15 protein-coding genes are annotated in these 16,656 nt (G+C 50.7%); 7 read left to right on the top strand and 8 right to left on the bottom strand.

Annotation, left to right across the window (positions count from 1 at the left end; all coding sequences use genetic code 11):
• Window positions 1–61 precede the first annotated feature (61 nt).
• From C5F53_RS14135 to C5F53_RS14110, 6 genes are all read right to left on the bottom strand, one after another.
• Window positions 62–1,921, bottom strand: a complete 1,860-nt coding sequence (locus C5F53_RS14135; RefSeq protein ID WP_105262034.1) for a nucleoside-diphosphate sugar epimerase/dehydratase — start codon at window positions 1,919–1,921, stop codon at window positions 62–64.
• Window positions 1,914–2,312, bottom strand: coding sequence for an H-NS family nucleoid-associated regulatory protein (locus C5F53_RS14130; protein WP_236635376.1), 399 nt, complete (start codon window positions 2,310–2,312; stop codon window positions 1,914–1,916). Before C5F53_RS14130 ends, C5F53_RS14135 begins: the two co-directional genes overlap by 8 nt.
• A complete protein-coding gene (locus C5F53_RS14125; protein ID WP_105262033.1) occupies window positions 2,299–2,859 on the bottom strand; it encodes a sugar transferase in 561 nt (186 codons plus the stop codon). The genes C5F53_RS14130 and C5F53_RS14125 overlap by 14 nt, the downstream gene beginning before the upstream one ends.
• A gap of 281 nt (window positions 2,860–3,140) precedes the next feature.
• A complete protein-coding gene (locus C5F53_RS14120; RefSeq protein ID WP_105262032.1) occupies window positions 3,141–4,286 on the bottom strand; it encodes a glycosyltransferase family 4 protein in 1,146 nt (381 codons plus the stop codon).
• A gap of 115 nt (window positions 4,287–4,401) precedes the next feature.
• Window positions 4,402–5,352, bottom strand: coding sequence for an NAD-dependent epimerase/dehydratase family protein (locus C5F53_RS14115; protein ID WP_161499942.1), 951 nt, complete (start codon window positions 5,350–5,352; stop codon window positions 4,402–4,404).
• Window positions 5,349–6,260, bottom strand: a complete 912-nt coding sequence (locus C5F53_RS14110; RefSeq protein ID WP_105262030.1) for a glycosyltransferase family 2 protein — start codon at window positions 6,258–6,260, stop codon at window positions 5,349–5,351. Before C5F53_RS14110 ends, C5F53_RS14115 begins: the two co-directional genes overlap by 4 nt.
• Before the next feature lie 665 nt (window positions 6,261–6,925).
• Here C5F53_RS14110 and C5F53_RS20155 point away from each other — a divergent pair.
• The 7 genes from C5F53_RS20155 (at window position 6,926) to C5F53_RS14075 (ending at window position 13,451) form a co-directional block, all read left to right on the top strand.
• On the top strand, window positions 6,926–8,242 hold the full coding sequence (locus C5F53_RS20155) for a hypothetical protein (RefSeq protein ID WP_146097368.1): 1,317 nt from the start codon (window positions 6,926–6,928) through the stop codon (window positions 8,240–8,242).
• Window positions 8,239–8,922 carry a glycosyltransferase gene (locus tag C5F53_RS14100; protein WP_105262028.1) on the top strand — a complete coding sequence of 228 codons (684 nt, stop codon included), beginning with the start codon at window positions 8,239–8,241 and terminating at the stop codon, window positions 8,920–8,922. Before C5F53_RS20155 ends, C5F53_RS14100 begins: the two co-directional genes overlap by 4 nt.
• Window positions 8,923–8,964: 42 nt before the next feature.
• Window positions 8,965–9,699 (top strand): bifunctional 2-polyprenyl-6-hydroxyphenol methylase/3-demethylubiquinol 3-O-methyltransferase UbiG, encoded by a 735-nt coding sequence (locus C5F53_RS14095; protein WP_105262027.1) that lies wholly within the window; start codon window positions 8,965–8,967, stop codon window positions 9,697–9,699.
• Window positions 9,696–10,787, top strand: a complete 1,092-nt coding sequence (locus tag C5F53_RS14090; RefSeq protein ID WP_105262026.1) for a bifunctional 2-polyprenyl-6-hydroxyphenol methylase/3-demethylubiquinol 3-O-methyltransferase UbiG — start codon at window positions 9,696–9,698, stop codon at window positions 10,785–10,787. Before C5F53_RS14095 ends, C5F53_RS14090 begins: the two co-directional genes overlap by 4 nt.
• Before the next feature lie 17 nt (window positions 10,788–10,804).
• Complete coding sequence (locus C5F53_RS14085) at window positions 10,805–11,683, top strand: hypothetical protein (protein WP_105262025.1); 879 nt, start codon at window positions 10,805–10,807, stop codon at window positions 11,681–11,683.
• A 67-nt stretch (window positions 11,684–11,750) separates the two neighbouring features.
• Complete coding sequence (locus tag C5F53_RS14080) at window positions 11,751–12,548, top strand: hypothetical protein (protein WP_146097367.1); 798 nt, start codon at window positions 11,751–11,753, stop codon at window positions 12,546–12,548.
• Between the two features lie 39 nt (window positions 12,549–12,587).
• On the top strand, window positions 12,588–13,451 hold the full coding sequence (locus C5F53_RS14075; RefSeq protein ID WP_105262023.1) for an FkbM family methyltransferase: 864 nt from the start codon (window positions 12,588–12,590) through the stop codon (window positions 13,449–13,451).
• Between the two features lie 36 nt (window positions 13,452–13,487).
• Here C5F53_RS14075 and C5F53_RS14070 read toward each other — a convergent pair whose 3' ends face one another.
• A complete protein-coding gene (locus C5F53_RS14070; protein WP_146097366.1) occupies window positions 13,488–15,068 on the bottom strand; it encodes a polysaccharide biosynthesis PFTS motif protein in 1,581 nt (526 codons plus the stop codon).
• Window positions 15,069–15,079: 11 nt separating this feature from the next.
• Complete coding sequence (locus C5F53_RS14065; RefSeq protein WP_255413714.1) at window positions 15,080–15,556, bottom strand: GNAT family N-acetyltransferase; 477 nt, start codon at window positions 15,554–15,556, stop codon at window positions 15,080–15,082.
• Between the last annotated feature and the right edge of the window lie 1,100 nt (window positions 15,557–16,656).

The following is a 16,656-nucleotide window of genomic DNA, read 5'->3' as shown; positions in this document are numbered from 1 at the left end:
GCGCAAATTGTGCCGCATTGCCAGAGCCGTATGCTTGCGGCATCCCTACGGCATGCTGCAGCTAGGCGGGCTGGTAGCCCTGCACATGCTGGACCATGAAGGCCTTGATGGCCCCCGCGTCATTGGCGTTGGCCGCCTGCAGTAGCACCTGCAACTCCTGCTGCAGCACCGCCCAAGGCGTGAACGGCTCGTGGGCTTTCATGATGCGCGGGTGGTCCGTGGGCTGCGGGTTGTCACCGATCAGCAGCTCTTCGTACAATTTTTCGCCAACGCGCAGGCCGGTCACCGCAATCTCGATATCCCCCGTAGGGTGCGCCGCATCTCGCACCGACAGGCCCGAGAGCTGGACCATGCGTCGCGCCAGGTCCATGATCTTGACGGGTTGGCCCATGTCCAACACAAACACGTCACCGCCCTGCCCCATAGCCCCGGCCTGCAACACCAACTGTGCGGCCTCAGGAATGGTCATGAAGTAGCGCGTGACCTCTTCGTGGGTCACCGTGAGCGGCCCACCGGCTGCGAGCTGCTTGCGGAACAGGGGGACTACGCTGCCGCTGGAGCCCAACACGTTACCAAAACGGACCATGGAAAAACAGGTGCCCGCGTGTTCTTGCGCCAAAGCCTGCAAGACCAGTTCGGCCACCCGCTTGGTGGCACCCATCACATTGGTGGGGCGCACGGCCTTGTCGGTGCTGATCAAGACGAAGCGCCGCGCACCACTGGCGGCAGCAGCTTGTGCCATATTCAGCGTTCCGAACACGTTATTGCGCACGCCTTCGCCAGGGTTGTCTTCCACCATGGGCACGTGTTTGTAGGCGGCAGCGTGGTAGACGGTGGCGGGGCGGTGGGTATTGCAGATTGCTGCCAATCGCTCAGGATTGGAGACGCTGCCAAGTAAAGGCACCAGCTCCACGGACAACTGCTGAGCCTTGCACACCGCCTCCAGCTCCTGGTGGATGGCGTAGAGACCGAATTCGTTGTGCTCCAGAAGCAGCAGCTGCCGAGGACGTTGTTGCACGATCTGGCGCGTCAACTCCCCGCCAATGCTGCCGCCAGCACCACTGACCAGCACCACTTGCCCCGCAAGGTCCTTGGCTAACAGGGCAGCATTGGGCGGAACCGGCTCGCGCCCCAACAAATCCTCCACATCCAGCTCGTGGATGTCTTGTACCGTGACCTTGCCGCTGGCCAGATCGGCCATGCTAGGCAAGGTACGCACGTGTACGGGCAAGCCTTGTAAGGATTCAATGATCTGGTTACGCCGCTCGCGGGTCGCGTTGGGCATGGCGAGCAGGATGTCGGTGACTCGCTCACGTTCGACGAGTGACAACAGGTTCGTAGACAAGAACACAGGGGCACCGTTGATACTGCGCCCCGCCTTGTTGGCGTTGTCATCGACAAAGCCGACCAAGGCGTACTGCCGTGCAATACCCAGTGCCGCAGCGGTCTGTGCACCAGCGGTTCCAGCACCAAAGATGAGCAACCGCCCCGTACCAGGGCGTGACTTCGCGGCCAAGCCTGCCAGCCAAAATCGCGCAAAAGCACGGCTAGCACCCACCAGCAAGAGGAACACCAAAGGTTGCAACAGTCCCAAGCTTCGCGGCACCATGGTCCATTGCTGCCATACCAAGATACAAGAAAGCAGCGCGGCGTACACCATGACCGCCGTCCCTGTGGCTAGCAGCGCCGCTTGCCCGGTGTAGCGAAAAATAGCGCGGTACAGGCCAAACCGCACAAACACGGGCACCGCAAGCACTGGCGTTAGCGCATAAACCCACCACTGCATGCCAGCGGGTTGGTGCAGGCCGTCCAGGCGCAAAGAAAACGCAATCCAAGTTGCCAGCAGCGCCAACACCATATCCAGCCCAATCACGACCAAGCGCTTGGCCGCACGCGGCCAAGCCAGCACACGGCTATGCATTGATCGCGAACGATTCCTTGGGTTGGCCTTGGGCAATCAAGGCAGCCAGCCACTTGGGCGTCAGGCCACGGCCAGACCAAGTTTCACCATTGGGGCCGCGAAACTTGGGTGCCACGGCGGCCGTGGATTTTTTAGGCGCTTTAGGAGTTTTTTCAGCGCCCACTTTGGCTTTGCGCCCGGCTTTTCCAGCCTTCGCGGGCTTGGCCGTTTGCAAATCTTTGACGGTGATGCCGAAGGCCTGCATTTTTGCGAGGATTTCCTGCACCGTGCTGCTGAACTCTTTGGACTTGATTTCATTAGCCTGCTTTTGCAGCTTTTCGATTTGGCTTTGGATATCGATTAAATTATTCACGAGTTTCTCCTCTACAAGATTGAAATCAATGAGCGACACTTTCCCGCTTTAATACTTTGGCAATGGTAAGTGCAATTATCTTTAAATCCAAACCAAATGAGCGTCGGTGCAAATATTCTTCATCCAACGTCACTTTTTGTCGAATCGGTAAGTCATCACGCCCATTGATCTGCGCCCAGCCTGTCAAACCGGGTACCAAAACGTGGACACCCCTGGCCGTTCGCAGGCCTATTAAATCGTCTTGATTAAAGAGCGCGGGGCGGGGCCCGACAAAGCTCATATCCCCGCACAAAATGCACCACAGTTGCGGCAGCTCGTCCAAACTGCTTTTCCGAAGAAAAGAACCTATTGGCGTCAACCATTGATCGGGGTTTTCTAATAAGTGCGTTGCCACCGCGGGGGTATCCACACGCATGCTGCGGAATTTGGGCATTTTGAAGATGCGGTTGTAACGCCCCACCCGATCAGACCAATACAGGGCAGGGCCACTGGACGTCATGCGCACAGCTAGTGCGGTAACGGCTAGAGGGAAGAACAAGAACGCTCCAGCGCTGAGCGCCAGGGCAATATCAAAAAAACGTTTCAATTTGGGGCCATTTTGTCCATTTTGGATCCAATACCTTCAAAGATTTTATGAGAAGGCTGACAGTGCGGTGATAATAATAACGAAGGAAACGCTGACGACACACCATCGCATCTTTCATTAACAAACGATGCTCAGTGTGCATTTTCGAAAAAAATGCAGTAAAACCCTTTGCAAAAGCAGTGCAATAAATGATGCGTAGAGCAAATTTAGCGACCAGAACAGCCGCGTTGATGAAAAAGCAAATCCTCTGCACACGACCGCTTCAGCGCTGCTACGCTTATTCACGTCTGCTTCTCGAGTGTTGCTGAATAAAACTCTTGCCATGCGACGCTTACAGCGGTACTAGAAAAATTGGTAACGGCCCGTTGATGCGCCGCTTCACCAAGTTTTTCCAACAGGTCGCTTGCAATTCCAAGTCTAATCATTGCAACCGAAAGCCCAAAAACATCCCCCTTATCGACAAAGAGTCCCGTGGAATCTTCAACAATTGCATCAATGACTCCATCGATCCGATATGCAATGCAGGGAATGCCGCAAGCGGCCGCTTCAATAATCACAGAACCGAAGCCTTCTCGGTAACTAGGCAAAACAAATACATCAGCAGCAACCATGTAGCGTTCGGGACAGGGAGTCGGACCAAACCAACGGATACGTACTCCTAATTGTTCACCGCGCGCCCTCAATTCGGCTAGCAGGCCATCTTCATCAGGACCGACTATCCACATTTCCCAGTTCGAATGATGGGCATTTACCAAAGCGAAAGCATCGACTAAATCGAATACCCCCTTGTCACGGACCAAACGGCCTACAAAGATGAAAACCGGAGTGTCGCTGTCGATTCCTGCCGCAGCCCGAAATATTGCGCGCGCAGTTGGATCTGGCCTAAACCGATCCAAATCGACGCCAGCGATAGACCCTGCGCCGAGAACGGTGGCGCCCCCCCCGCGCACAACATGCTCCCGCTCTAAAAACCTACACTGTGATGCGCTGTCAGCAAAGACCCTGCTGGCAAAAGCAACGATCAAACTATCGATAGCCTTTAGGATGGCACGACCGATGCCAGACTTATTCGCCCAGATCTGTCCTGTAAATGTGTGAAAACGCCAAGGAACACCCACCAACCAAGCTGCCAACATCGCCAGCAAGCCAGCCTTTGGCGTAATGCTGTGTACAACTACTGGTCGGATCGCTCTGAAGCAATGAAGCAACTGAAGCAACGCGCGCAAATCCTGCCAAGGTGCAATCTTGCGTGTGATGTCGATATTACGCACACGAACGGCACGGGCAATATCGTCAACCAACGGATAGGCGGCCGTGTTGACACATAACGTTACGTCATAGGTCTCGGCCAATGCAAGCAAATGTGTTCGCAAAAAGGCGTTAGCAGCGAAAGGCGTGGTAACGACAAAAACAAGGGAGCGTTTCATAATCTATCGTGAGAGCACCCAGACACCCAGCGCACAACAAACGCAGCATTTACTGTTGCAAGCCCAAAAATCAGTTTTCATTGGGGGGGCGACAAGAGCGCATCTACACTACTTTTCACCATAGGGTGCTCTCGATTTCTGCGCTCCCAATAGAAACCCCCAGAGATCCACTCTCGCGCGTTTCCACTTCATCAAGTACATGGACAGAATCGTCGCCAAACGTTGCCTCATTCATTAATACTTGAAGACTAAATACGAGGTACTTTAGGCGGAGAGCCCGAAAGACTCTAAGTAGAATCCAGCCCGGCAACGGGACAACGTGCACTCGTCTTCCCGTCTTTGACATGTAAGACTCAAGTACGGCAGACCAAAGCAAACTCTCAGAAAACTGATACAGCGGTGCAAGTTTGCTTGGACTGCTTACGAGCTGCGCGATACAGATCTGTAGTTTTTCCAGCCTGATGCAAGGTAATGATGCAGAAGGCGCCCCCAACTCTGGGAAAAATCCACGGTCCAAAAAGTACCGAAGTTTTTTGAAAACTTGCGCCGACATGTCCACACTTAGCACCATAGGAATTCTCACTACGGAGAACTCGATACCGGAAGCCTCAAGAATCGCACGCATATCTATTTCTGCAGCATATCTCGATTTTCCATATGGCGACGAAGGCTTTGGCAGTACCGCCTTGTCTATGGTTGCACCCGCTGTAAGGCAGGCATCAGTAATTGCATCCCCATACACTCCAACGGTAGACACCATCAAGACTCGAACAACTCGCGCTCTGACAGCCGCAGCCGCCAACCGGTTAGCAGCCTGCACAAACTGTGAGTAATCATCGGCAATGCTGCCTGCGCAATGCACAAGAACTGATATACCCACCAATGCGGACACCATTTCGTCTTCGTTCGCAGTAAAGCTCATGCACCTCATCGGTACTTTTTTGCCATTAGCAAAAATTGGCTTGTCTACGCTACGGTTAAGAACACATACAGCCATCTGATGCTCAGCAAAGCTACTCACGATAGCTCTACCAACCAAACCCGCCCCCCAAACACCAATCGTCATGGCTCTCGAAGCCTCCATCTAACACCGTCCCACAAACCCAAAAAATAATTAAGAATCAACGAAGGCGAACGGTTTCGCACGGTCTGGAACAAAGACTCCAAAAATAACCCCACAAGCAACCATAACAATGACGCTCTAGCCCACTGCCACCCCTTGCGCTTTTTGTAAAAAACAATGTACTCGCGTATCTTACGTCGCTGCCTAGAAGTGAGTTTTTCACGATTTACAGGCGAGACTCGATGGTCCAATCTTGCATTTGGATTAACATAAAATCGGTTTCCAAACACCCTCGCCGCGCGCGTAGAAAACTCTATATCTTCCAACATAAAGAAATCGTTAGAAATATCAAATTTAACCGAATTAAATATCCCTCTGCGCCAAGCGGAGAGTCCACCAGAGAGCGCATGACTCGGAATCAAGGCATGACCTTTACCAACTACATGCCCATGCACACCAACCCTTGGGTCAAAAAAAATGCCGCGATGAAAAAGCTGGAAGTAGCTGACATACCCCTTGATGCTTTTCCCCATGTCTGCTACGAGCCCACAGCACCCCAGCATATCTTGATTTGCCAAAAACCCCGCTTCTATCTCAGCAAGATAATCTAATTCAAGAACTACATCATCCTCAAGAAAACAAATGACATCCCCATTTGCATAACGCAAAGATTCAGATTTGGCAGCGACCAATCCGCAAATGGCTGCATCGAGAATATAGACCACCTGGATTTCAGCACCCTTTGCTATATGCTCCACCGCCCTCCTACCCTGATCACTATCACTTTGGTCGACAACCACCAATGTCGAAGGTTTTTTCGTCTGCGCAATGATCGACCGCACCGCAAGCACGAGATCATCAGGACGATTTTTTGTTGGAATTACTACAGCTAAATTCAAAGCGTTTTGCATTTTTTGACTCAATCAGATTGAAATGATTTTCACTCTTTAAATACATACCCGATACGAGTTTCTTAAGCGGTCTTTCTTGCTTGGGCCATTATTAAAATTAACATGCACCGCACCCGGCAGATGTCACCAATATTATGATTGCTGCCACAACGCGCCACCGATACTCAATGAAATGAGGCGCGACGCATTCAACTCGAACTAAACGCATACCGCGCTGATTGCAGCTTTTTACACCTCTCACCACACTAGATTACAGTTCAACAAAGGCAATACATTCAAAGGGCCGTGTAACATAATAACATGCCACTCAATGAATAAGTGCCACAAAGTTTAGCCCCCCCCCCCCACACACACACATGGAACGCCCCCTCAATTACAAGGATCGCTGGCATCAAAAATCAAGAATCTGCACAATCGATATATTCTATATTTCGCATCAAGCGACTTTCCGCGAATCACAGGCCACCACTGGCCGACATACCTCACAGACGTGAAGTTACTTTAGAATCCACCGAAAGGTTCCGCAACCTGAATCGAGAGAAAACAAATTGATACCGCCAATCAACATCAAGTCGATATTGCTTAACTTCTCCAACGCAGATTGCCGCAGACTGTTCAATTTTAGCTCCGGACACGCTGGAGCCTTGCCCATCCAAGGACATCGATTGGCAATTGCATTACAGCCAAACACAGCAATTGATTACATTTTTTTGCTCAAGATTCTTGTGAATGCGGCCATCGGGCTAGTGATAGAGATCATTCTGCCACTCAGGCATACCTGGCTTATTGCAAGAATCACCCTTCGCAAATTTAGGGCATGTTTTGATGAAGAGCCATCTCATGATTTGAGTGTTGTTTCGATTGGCGCAAATTTGCCGAACAAAGATGCATATTTGGGCAAGCTGCTTGAAGAAATTCGAGCGCCATTTAACTACATCACCATGGCAGCCGGAAGTACGACTCACAGCCCAGAAAACATTCTTATAGAATCACTTCTTCCAGCAAGAACAATAGCATTCCTTTGGCTATCCTTGCCACTGCGAGCTCCTTGGCTTTTATTTCAGCTACTTTGCTGCACCCGGAAACTAAAAAACATCCATGAGAAAATAGTTTTCATTTGCTTCGGCTCAATGGAAATCACTGCAGGAAGGGTACTGGGACAACAAATTGCAGTTGCGGCAATCTCCCATCACCTCAATCAAGGAAAAACAAGAACTCTTTTGTTTCCCATGGAAGCCAGAAACTGGGAAAAATGTATCGTCGCCGCAGCAAAATCTGCACAAGTACACACAATTGGGTATGTGCACTGTGCATTAACTCCGCGCCATTTTGGTCTACGGGACAACTGCTTTCTCAGCGAAATTGAAACCCCAGATCGCATTATTGCACCGAGTGAAATGGCATACAATATTATTAGAACCCAATATGGCGATCGTACCGCCAAGGGGTACTTTCTTCGGGGTTTGAATTCGCCCCCGCGACTCACATCGAGTAAGAAAAATTACTTACTTTTCGCTCTAATTGGGGATATGTCAGAATCCGAAAAAATTATAGAAGCAGTTGCGAGCTTGCGAAATCTGCTAAAACAACATCTTGTCATACGCATAAACCCAAATACGGCCTCATTTCCCCACCTAAAGAGCTCCGTCACCTTCCATGGCCTGTCACTTTACGATCCTATTGCCATGGGCCTTCCAGAAGTATGCTTTTTTCGTTCGTCGTCTGTGGCAATTGAGTATCTCCGGCAAAACGTAAAGCCCGTGTACCTGGCTATCGACGAACCAATCAGCAACAACGTATTTGAACTTGACAACAAATTTGGCATCACCTCTGTTAAAGTAGATGGTACGTTCGCCCAAGCCATGACGCAACTAGTTGCCGAAGACCACTACGTGCGAGGAAGCGAGATTGCCGCCTACTACCTAGATGCAGACTTTACGCCCTCGGATCTTCTAAATCTAATTTACTTACCAAAAGTATGATCAAAGTGTTTATCGGTTTCGACCCGAAGGAAGAAGTGGTGTATCACGTACTGTGTGCCTCGATACTCCGTCGCTCTTCGGTTCCTGTTCAATTTATTCCTGTCGCCCTCTCAACTCTTAAAGGAATATTTAATCGCGAGCGAAACCCTCTTCAATCGACCGAGTTCTCATTTTCGCGATTCCTGGTGCCATACCTCTCAGACTACGAAGGCTGGTCTATTTTCATGGACAACGACATGTTGGTACTCGATGACATCGCGAAGCTCTGGGAACTGCGAGACGATCGATACTCCGTCATGTGCGTTCAGCATGAACACACGCCCATGGAAGACACCAAGTTCCGTAATCAAGTGCAGACCAAGTACGAGCGAAAGAACTGGTCCAGCGTGATGTTGATGAATAACGCAAAATGCACTGCGCTGACGCCAAGCTATGTCGAGACGGCTAGCGGACTAGATTTACACCGGTTTAGATGGCTGGCTGACGAGACCATCGGCAAGCTACCTGCTCGGTGGAATCATCTGGTCGACTACGATCCTCAGTTGCCACTCGATAACATCTCAAATTTACACTATACAGAGGGCGGCCCTTATTTCCCAGATTATCGCAATTGTGGCTATGCGAACGAATGGCTTACCGAATACAAAAAAACTATTTTTCCATTTGTAAACGACATTTAAAACCAGTCAATTGGCTGGCAATCGAACAACGCAATTAGTAATATGCCTCAAAATAAGGTGAAGGTCTTTTTTGATCGACTGGATTATTTAAAAAACAGTAGCGATCGTATCGACATACGCGCTCGTGTGGTCCGCCAGTTTCTGGGCGAAATAGGTAACTTGAAAATTCTGGACATCGGTTGCGGTGATGGCAGCCTGTCTCTGCCGATGCTGAATGAAAGTAACCGTATCACTATGGTGGACATCTCTGATCAGATGATTGCGCAAGCGCAAAAGAATGTCCCCGACCATCTGGCTTGTAATGTCGATCTAATAAATGGCTCTTTTGAAATTATCTCTGATGCTCTTCAGTTCGATATCGTGCTGTGCGTAGGAGTTATTGCACATGTGCCAGACGTAGCGCGGCTTTGGCGGAAGATTGCAAACGTCCTGAAACCTGGCGGTCTATTGATCATTGAAACAACACCGAACCCCTACCCCATTGGCAAGCTGCTTTTTCCCTACTACTTTGTCCGCAATCTCCTTTCCGGCAAGACTCCTCAGTATGCAAAGAACCGAGTCAAAGTTGCCGACTTACTCGAGGCAGCAAAAGGCATTGGCCTAGAATCCCTTCAATCCGTCAGATACAGCTTTCCGCTCCCCGGGATGACCCATTGGTCGCACAAGGCAAAAATGCGATATACGCTATTCACTCTCAACAATAAGTTTGCTTCCCGCTTCGGATCAGAGCATATTTTCCTGTTGCAAAGAACTGCAATGGAGACCACGCACACATGACAGAACATTTTTTTGGCGGCAAGACTCATCAATCGGATTCCATCCATCTGATATCCGATAGGTTCCGCCCGCACGACAAATCTTATCTTCCTCTGAGCAAAGTACAGGAAAAAACACGCCAGGATGTGCTGTCCAAGTTGACGAATGGCACGTACCAGCTAACTCTACATAAGTGCCCATTGTGCGACTCCAATGAGTTTGCAGCCATCGCCGAGCGTGACCGCTACTCGCTGCCGGTCCAGACATTAGCATGCCGTCGGTGCGGGCTGCTCCTGACAAATCCTCTCATGCGCGGCAGTGACTATGCAGATTTCTACCAAAATCACTACACATCTCTGTACGAAGGCTTCCAGTGTTCTCCAGCGGAGTTCTTCGAAGGGCAGCAAGGTGCAGGCAAGCGCCTTTACGACACCATCAGCAAGCATGTAAACATACGCGAAATGCGCGTCGCCGAGGTAGGTTGTGCCGCCGGCGGCATTCTGTCGTACTTCCAGTCTTACTGTAGGGACGTAGTTGGCTGCGATTTCGGAACAGACTTCATGGCCTACGGCAAGACACGCGGCCTGAAACTCAAGGTAGGCGGCGTGGAAACGCTACGGGAGGAACATCCTGATGCCATCATCTACAGTCATGTGCTTGAACACATACTCGATATCAATGCCGAACTGGAGACAGTTGCCGACATACTCCCCCCTGAAGGCATACTGATCATCGACGTTCCTGGCGTCTACAACATCCCCAACGCCTACGAATCCGATTTTCTGCGTTATCTTCAGAACGCGCATCTGGTCCATTTCACAGCTGAGACTCTGACGGCCGTTATGGCCAAGCACGGCTTTTCTAAGGTTCATGCTGACGAAAGGTGCATCGCAGTATTCCGCAAGACGGGTATGCGCCAAGCACCGCAAATTGCGGCAGAAGGCAATGCCCACCTCAAGGCAATACAGTTCCTGAAAGAAGTAGAAAGCTCCCGCCTGATAGTCAAGGCAAGACGCTTTCCACGCAAAGTTATAGTCGCTACTCTAAAAGCGCTGGGCATTCATACCATGGCGCGGCGTATATATCGCAAACTATCCTCACAGGGATAATCTTGAGAGAGAGCGCCATGAGTTTGCTTAAAGAGCCCGCCAACCACAAACTTCTGCATCTGGTTTCAACTCCGATCGCAATTATGGCTAGGCAGGGCTTGAAAACCTTTGCTGGCGTCACCGGTGACGACCCCTCCAATGCGCGCAACGCGGGCATTAGTTTTCTAGTGTTGTTAAGCGTGTTCGGGCAAGGCCGATTACTTGGCCGCATCATGGTCAGCACCGTCGCCGCTCACGAGCACTACTTCATTGATATAGATGCAGAAGTCGCTAAGCAGGGCTGGACAGACATCGCCAGCCTCTGTGCCGTGCACCGGATTCCTTCCCAATATGTCTCGGGAGACAGTCTTATCGACAACATCGTCACGGAAACGCATGGCGATTTCACTATGTATCGGACCGTTGTCCAATACGCCATTGAAGACAAGGGAATGGGCAGCGTTATTTACGAGACACCGCCAAATCTCAACGTAACAGGCAGAAAGCCGCATTTCCTGTCATTTTCTAACAAGATCTATCTGCATCCAGATACAGAAAACCACATCTGTCTTCTCAACTACTCCGTTAGTCCTGACTATTCGCAGTCTGCCGATGTGAAGATTGTGTTTCGTGACGCCAGTGGCGCCTGTATCGGGCGCGAGAGTATCACTGTCTCGGCTTTTGATTTCGGTTGCGTGCAGGTCGACAAGTTCGTCCGGGCCGGGCCCTCGACCTTCGTAAGTTTCACTGCCGCCTCAGTAAGCTCCGCGCTGATTCCCCTCAGCGTCGTCGTCAATAGGGCTTCGGGTGGCGTTTCTGTCGAACACTCCCACCCCCCGCAGGAGTACATGATGACTGACTGGTCCGTCATCAACGGCATCAAGCTCCAGGCCGCGAAATCTCTTTTCGGCAACTAACATGCTCAGAACACTCTATCGTCATCTGCCTCTACCGAAGGCTGCCAAGCCGTGGCTTAAGAGCAGGATGCCACTCGCATGGCAACGTCAGCGGCAATTTCGAAAGTACGGATCTATCAACGAGCTCTATTTCTGGCGCTTGGATCAAGGTATTGATACTGTTGCCCCAATCCAGAACTATTTTTCCAGCTTGTTCCCCGATCTCGATACCGCGACGCGGGGACAGGTGTGGATTTTCAACAGTGATGGCAACGAGATTGCATCTCATGAGTTCAACCTGCCTGTTCACGGCATGCACCCATTGCGCATCAGTGAGCTTGTTGGGCACGGAAACAGCTACGGCACCTTCATGTGGCATATCCGCATACCGGACAGTGTCGCAAGCTTGGAAGTCGTCCGTAAGAATCTCATCTATTTCACCGATCGTGGCTACATTTGCTACGAAAGAGACCACAGCCAACCTGCGTTTATGCATGGAGTAGATCGCTATGCAGTGTTCCAGGAACAGTGCATGCAGAGTAGCGAGCTTTTTTACGGACAGACTGAAGGTAAGCATGATTGGACGCCAGAGTTCCCAATTCAAGGCGGTATGCAATCGGCCATTGATGTCATGCTGTTGAATCGCACAAAAAGACCGTGCGACTGCTTAATCACACTCTATCGCAACGGCGGCATCAAAATTTTTGAAACAACCCAAAAAGTCATGCCGCGCGGGGGAGCCATCCTTCCACTCGGCGACGACATACTTGCGCAATTGCAAGACAGCGGCGGCTATTTCAAGGTTTCCGGCCTACCGACCCAATGGGGCCGGCCAGCTATCACACGCCACTACTCCTGCGGTGCCATTTCCGTAATGCACTGTTAATCGCGCCCGCTCCGGATCAGGCCAACAAATAAATACTCCATGCGCTCGCTGCTCAAACAACTTGTCTCTCTGCCCATCGTCATTCTTGACGCAATTGCGCAAGCCTATATGTCGGCACTTTCGGCCATATTTCCTAGTCGAGTACCATTTTGGCTCGATATCCAAAGCCGTCGCATTGCCGCCCGCAAGTCATCAACTACACATGAAACAGCCGGAAGGCCGCAAGAGTTCGTATTTCATACCCCCAATGGCTTGTGCCAGTGGCGTGTAAACACCTTCTCGACCAAAGAGCCCGAAACACTTGAATGGATTGACCAATATGGCGGCGACGGAGTCCTTTTCGACATAGGGGCAAACGTCGGCCTCTATTCGATCTACTACGCGAAGACAAAACCCGGCAGAGTTTATGCGTTCGAGCCGTCGGTGTTCAATCTCGCTTTGCTGGCGAAGAATATCAATGCCAATCAGGTCCAGGACAAAATTCGTATTGTTACCAATCCTCTGACCGCGCAGAACGAGTTTGCCAACTTCAACCTCCAAGTCACCGATGAGGGAGGCGCGCTTTCTGCGTTCGGTGTTGAGCACGGACAAGACGGCAAGCCGTTGCAAAAAGTGCTGTCTTACCAGACATGCGGTTTTTCGCTGGACTATTTGATCGAACAACACATCGTTCCTGATTACCCAAGCCTCATCAAGGCAGATGTCGACGGTATCGAACATCTGATTTTGCGCGGAGCCCGCAAGACTTTGGCCCACCCGCAATGTCACACAGTCCTCATTGAAGTTCATACAGACTTTGAAGCCCTGTCGAAAGAAGTTCCAGCCATTCTTACCGAGGCAGGATTTCAACTGACAACGCGCGACAGTGTGAACCAGATATGGGTAAAACCCCCGACGGCCTAAAATTTAGCAGACCATGCTGGCGAATTCAATCAGGTGCTACTGCATCTCAGCTTCGTTTGGGTTACCGAACATGCGCAGCCTTTTTGCCTTGTAGGTATTGGCCAATTGCTCGGTTAGAGCAGCGACCCCAGACGCAAATGAAACGCCCTGAGCTGGCTCGAAATTCGGGCGCATTTCCTCTGTCGGATCAAAATATATGCATGGGATCCCTAACGCACTGGCAATGCACGCAGGCGAAGAGTTCGGAATCACAACTACGACATCGCTTTCCGCAACGAATTTGTAGATGTCAGTATTGAATGGAGCCAGTTTTACTTGCCCGTCTTCCGAACGGCTTGCCACTAATTCAATATATCTTCTGTCATGAGTTGGGGAATACTGGCGCTTATGTTTCAGATTTACCTTGCACTCAACCGCGTCCAAACCGCGCAAAACTGCCGTTGCCTTGAGAACATCCTCCAAAAAACCGATAGCGGTAGAGGGGCAATAGTAGTTTCCTAGCAGGCCAATTGATTCAGCATAGGCATCGCTGATCGGAGTGACATCAAATACAGCGACATTGAAAGAGGCTGTCACATTCTTACCCAATGTACCGGGCAGGTACCACATCACAGGACCAACTACTTCAGCACATTGAAGTCGGCCACCACGCTCCAGCAGATATCGGCGAAAACCCTCAGTCCATACCCAATGCGTATCCACTTGCATGTATCGGTAATTGGGAAGATCTGCAGCAAAGTCGTCTGCCTTCATGACAAATGGGATCACATTCTGGGAATACCACACCATGTGGGTCGCATAGGTACGAGGGGCACGCGCCCAGAGTGGCTGAATCGAGTAATTGGAATTAGTAAAAACTATGGCCTCGATCTGACCCGCTCGGTCAAGTGCCGCCAACAGCGGCGCCACAGCATAGTCGCGGCTAAGCAGGGCCAAGTGTCTGCAACGGACAATGCCCCAGACATATCGTGCGGGGATAATCAAGTGCCGTCCGAGCAGGCTGAGTCGCTCAGGCCAAGACAACCGTGTCTCTCGAGCCAATTGCACGAATGGGTGTCGTGCATAGCTTAGCCTTGCATCAGAGTAGGAACCTTTGTGGGTCAAATCCTGGACGATCAGCCTTGAAGCAGAACTAAGAGGCCCAATCGGGCCTTTTGCACAATACTCAGCAAAACGCTGGTCATCGTCACCATAGAAAAGACTTTCCCCCCCCACGCCAAACACCAGGGTCGCCTTACCGCGAGGCGCACATGTACCGATAAACAGAATTGAATACAGGGCATGCAGCCAGTGCGCGCCGAAATCAATACAGGCACGCATCAATAACAGGGCGGTCAGCGTTACCTTGCCAGACTGCGTATTGATCGTGATGCCATTTAAATTGAGGCACGCCCCCTCTGGATGCAAAAACGGCTCATTTTGGCGCAGATGTTGTGCTAGTTGGGAGACAAATGGCGCCAGAGTCAGCTCAATTAGGCGCTGAATCAGTCGATGCCTCACAGTACCCGCATCGCAACCCAGCACCGGGTGAATCTGCGGCACTATCCAGCGCTCCACCTTTGAGATACGTGCATCAAAAGCCGCGTAGGCATGAATGGAATGATGTTTGGTTACCAACCCTGCCTCCGTCAAAGATGCCAAACCATAGAACAAGCGGCAACCGCATCGACTGGTACCAATGGGTGAAATTCGTCCACAAAGCCCAATTTCTTGTAAGCATGAATAGCGGGGAGATTGTCCCGATCCACGCCCAAAACTATCGTTTTTATGCCGCGGTTGTCCCGCAGCCAATATGCAGAGGAACCAATGACCTCACCAGCAACGCCAAGGCCACGCCATGCAGCCTCTCCAATCAGGATACCGAGAACTGCAACCGAACGGACGCTATCAATCGGCTCATACTTAATGTTTCCAATATGCGTACCATCGTGAGTGAAGATACCGAGAAACAAGAGATCATCACGTGCCTCGCGTTGTGATACGTAGCTACGCAGCTCGTCCATGTCATTGTCGCCATGGGCGCCAATGATGAATCTCTGCGCTATCTCATCTCGTAGCCAAGAGAGATAGCGCTCCGATACGTCAGCGACAGACAATTGACGCAAATAAAATCTAGCTGTGGAAATCAATACTTTATCAACCTAGTAGATCAAAGCTGAGCGGCGCGCCCCTCTTTACAGCGTATTTCAAAGTCTTTCGCATATCGACATCAATGAAATTGTGTGGCAATCCCATTCCGGGGCAAATGGTGTGAAGCCAAGTTTCCATATTGTCGTCAATGCGTGTGGCTTCGTCTCCGACCTTTTCTTTCGAAAGCGATAAGAACTTCATCATAAGCAATGGCAATACAGTCTCGGCCCACTGGTCAAGTAACATGATATGTGGTTTGTGCGTATATGGTTAACTTGAAGAGTTCAACACCGATTCGGCAATGGCATCGAAGTCGGCAACATAAACATCGGGAGCAAGGCCCAAACCAACAGCTTCGCCCTTGATATCGGGAATCAGCGGTTTAATTTTAAAGTTTCGCAGGCCCGGAACACGGGTTATGTAGGGCCTCCCTTCAAAAGGGTATGATACGCCATCGCATATAAAATTCTTTAAGCAAAGGCAAAGCTTCTTTCCACGCCTGTAAAGTTACTTTCAACACAGGATCGTCGTGTGCACTTACCGGGCAAAACAAGCCTTGGAAAAGCTGCTTGCGGGCAATAAGTTCTTGCAACGGTAGGTTTGTGTGCGCCCGAATTTTAAATAACCGACGCGAAAAAGCAATTGGCTCCAATCAGATAAGTGTGTACGTCGAGACCATTTGCAGCAATTTCTACTGTGAGGTCTTTTATGCGTTTTACCCCTATTTTCCAAGCGGGTTAGATGGGTTTCGTCCCGTAGATCTCGAGCTTCTGGAGAAGCGATGCGAGCTGCGGAATTTCGACCCAGTGAGTGAGATCGACAGAAACACTTTGGGCTTGTCGTGCAAAACTGCACGAGTTCCATGATGTCGCGGCGACCGATGAGTACGCGCACCGAATGTCTATTCGACATGCCCTTGCCCCAAGTTTACTGATCAGCATCGATACTATACATTTTTGCCGCGCCCCCTCTGATCAGTTTGTCTCTGGAATCAACATATTCCCGATAGAAAACCAGTTTTGCCGTCCCCTACAATGCATCCGGATGGTCTCCCTTTGACAGCAGGCATTTCCAC

The sequence above is a fragment of the Rhodoferax sp. TS-BS-61-7 genome, assembly GCF_002943465.1.
GTDB lineage: Bacteria > Pseudomonadota > Gammaproteobacteria > Burkholderiales > Burkholderiaceae_C > Allorhodoferax.
Note: the sequence above shows the minus strand (reverse complement) of the source record. Positions and strands in the feature narration are given on the sequence as shown.

Bases quoted from the DNA above. Each gene is read 5' to 3' on its own strand.
- C5F53_RS14135 (WP_105262034.1), bottom strand. From the start codon at position 1,921: ATGCATAGCCGTGTGCTGGCTTGGCCGCGTGCGGCCAAGCGCTTGGTC.
- C5F53_RS14120 (WP_105262032.1), bottom strand. From the start codon at position 4,286: ATGAAACGCTCCCTTGTTTTTGTCGTTACCACGCCTTTCGCTGCTAAC.
- C5F53_RS14115 (WP_161499942.1), bottom strand. From the start codon at position 5,352: ATGACGATTGGTGTTTGGGGGGCGGGTTTGGTTGGTAGAGCTATCGTG.
- C5F53_RS14110 (WP_105262030.1), bottom strand. From the start codon at position 6,260: ATGCAAAACGCTTTGAATTTAGCTGTAGTAATTCCAACAAAAAATCGT.
- C5F53_RS14100 (WP_105262028.1), top strand. From the start codon at position 8,239: ATGATCAAAGTGTTTATCGGTTTCGACCCGAAGGAAGAAGTGGTGTAT.
- C5F53_RS14095 (WP_105262027.1), top strand. From the start codon at position 8,965: ATGCCTCAAAATAAGGTGAAGGTCTTTTTTGATCGACTGGATTATTTA.
- C5F53_RS14090 (WP_105262026.1), top strand. From the start codon at position 9,696: ATGACAGAACATTTTTTTGGCGGCAAGACTCATCAATCGGATTCCATC.
- C5F53_RS14085 (WP_105262025.1), top strand. From the start codon at position 10,805: ATGAGTTTGCTTAAAGAGCCCGCCAACCACAAACTTCTGCATCTGGTT.
- C5F53_RS14080 (WP_146097367.1), top strand. From the start codon at position 11,751: ATGCCACTCGCATGGCAACGTCAGCGGCAATTTCGAAAGTACGGATCT.
- C5F53_RS14075 (WP_105262023.1), top strand. From the start codon at position 12,588: ATGCGCTCGCTGCTCAAACAACTTGTCTCTCTGCCCATCGTCATTCTT.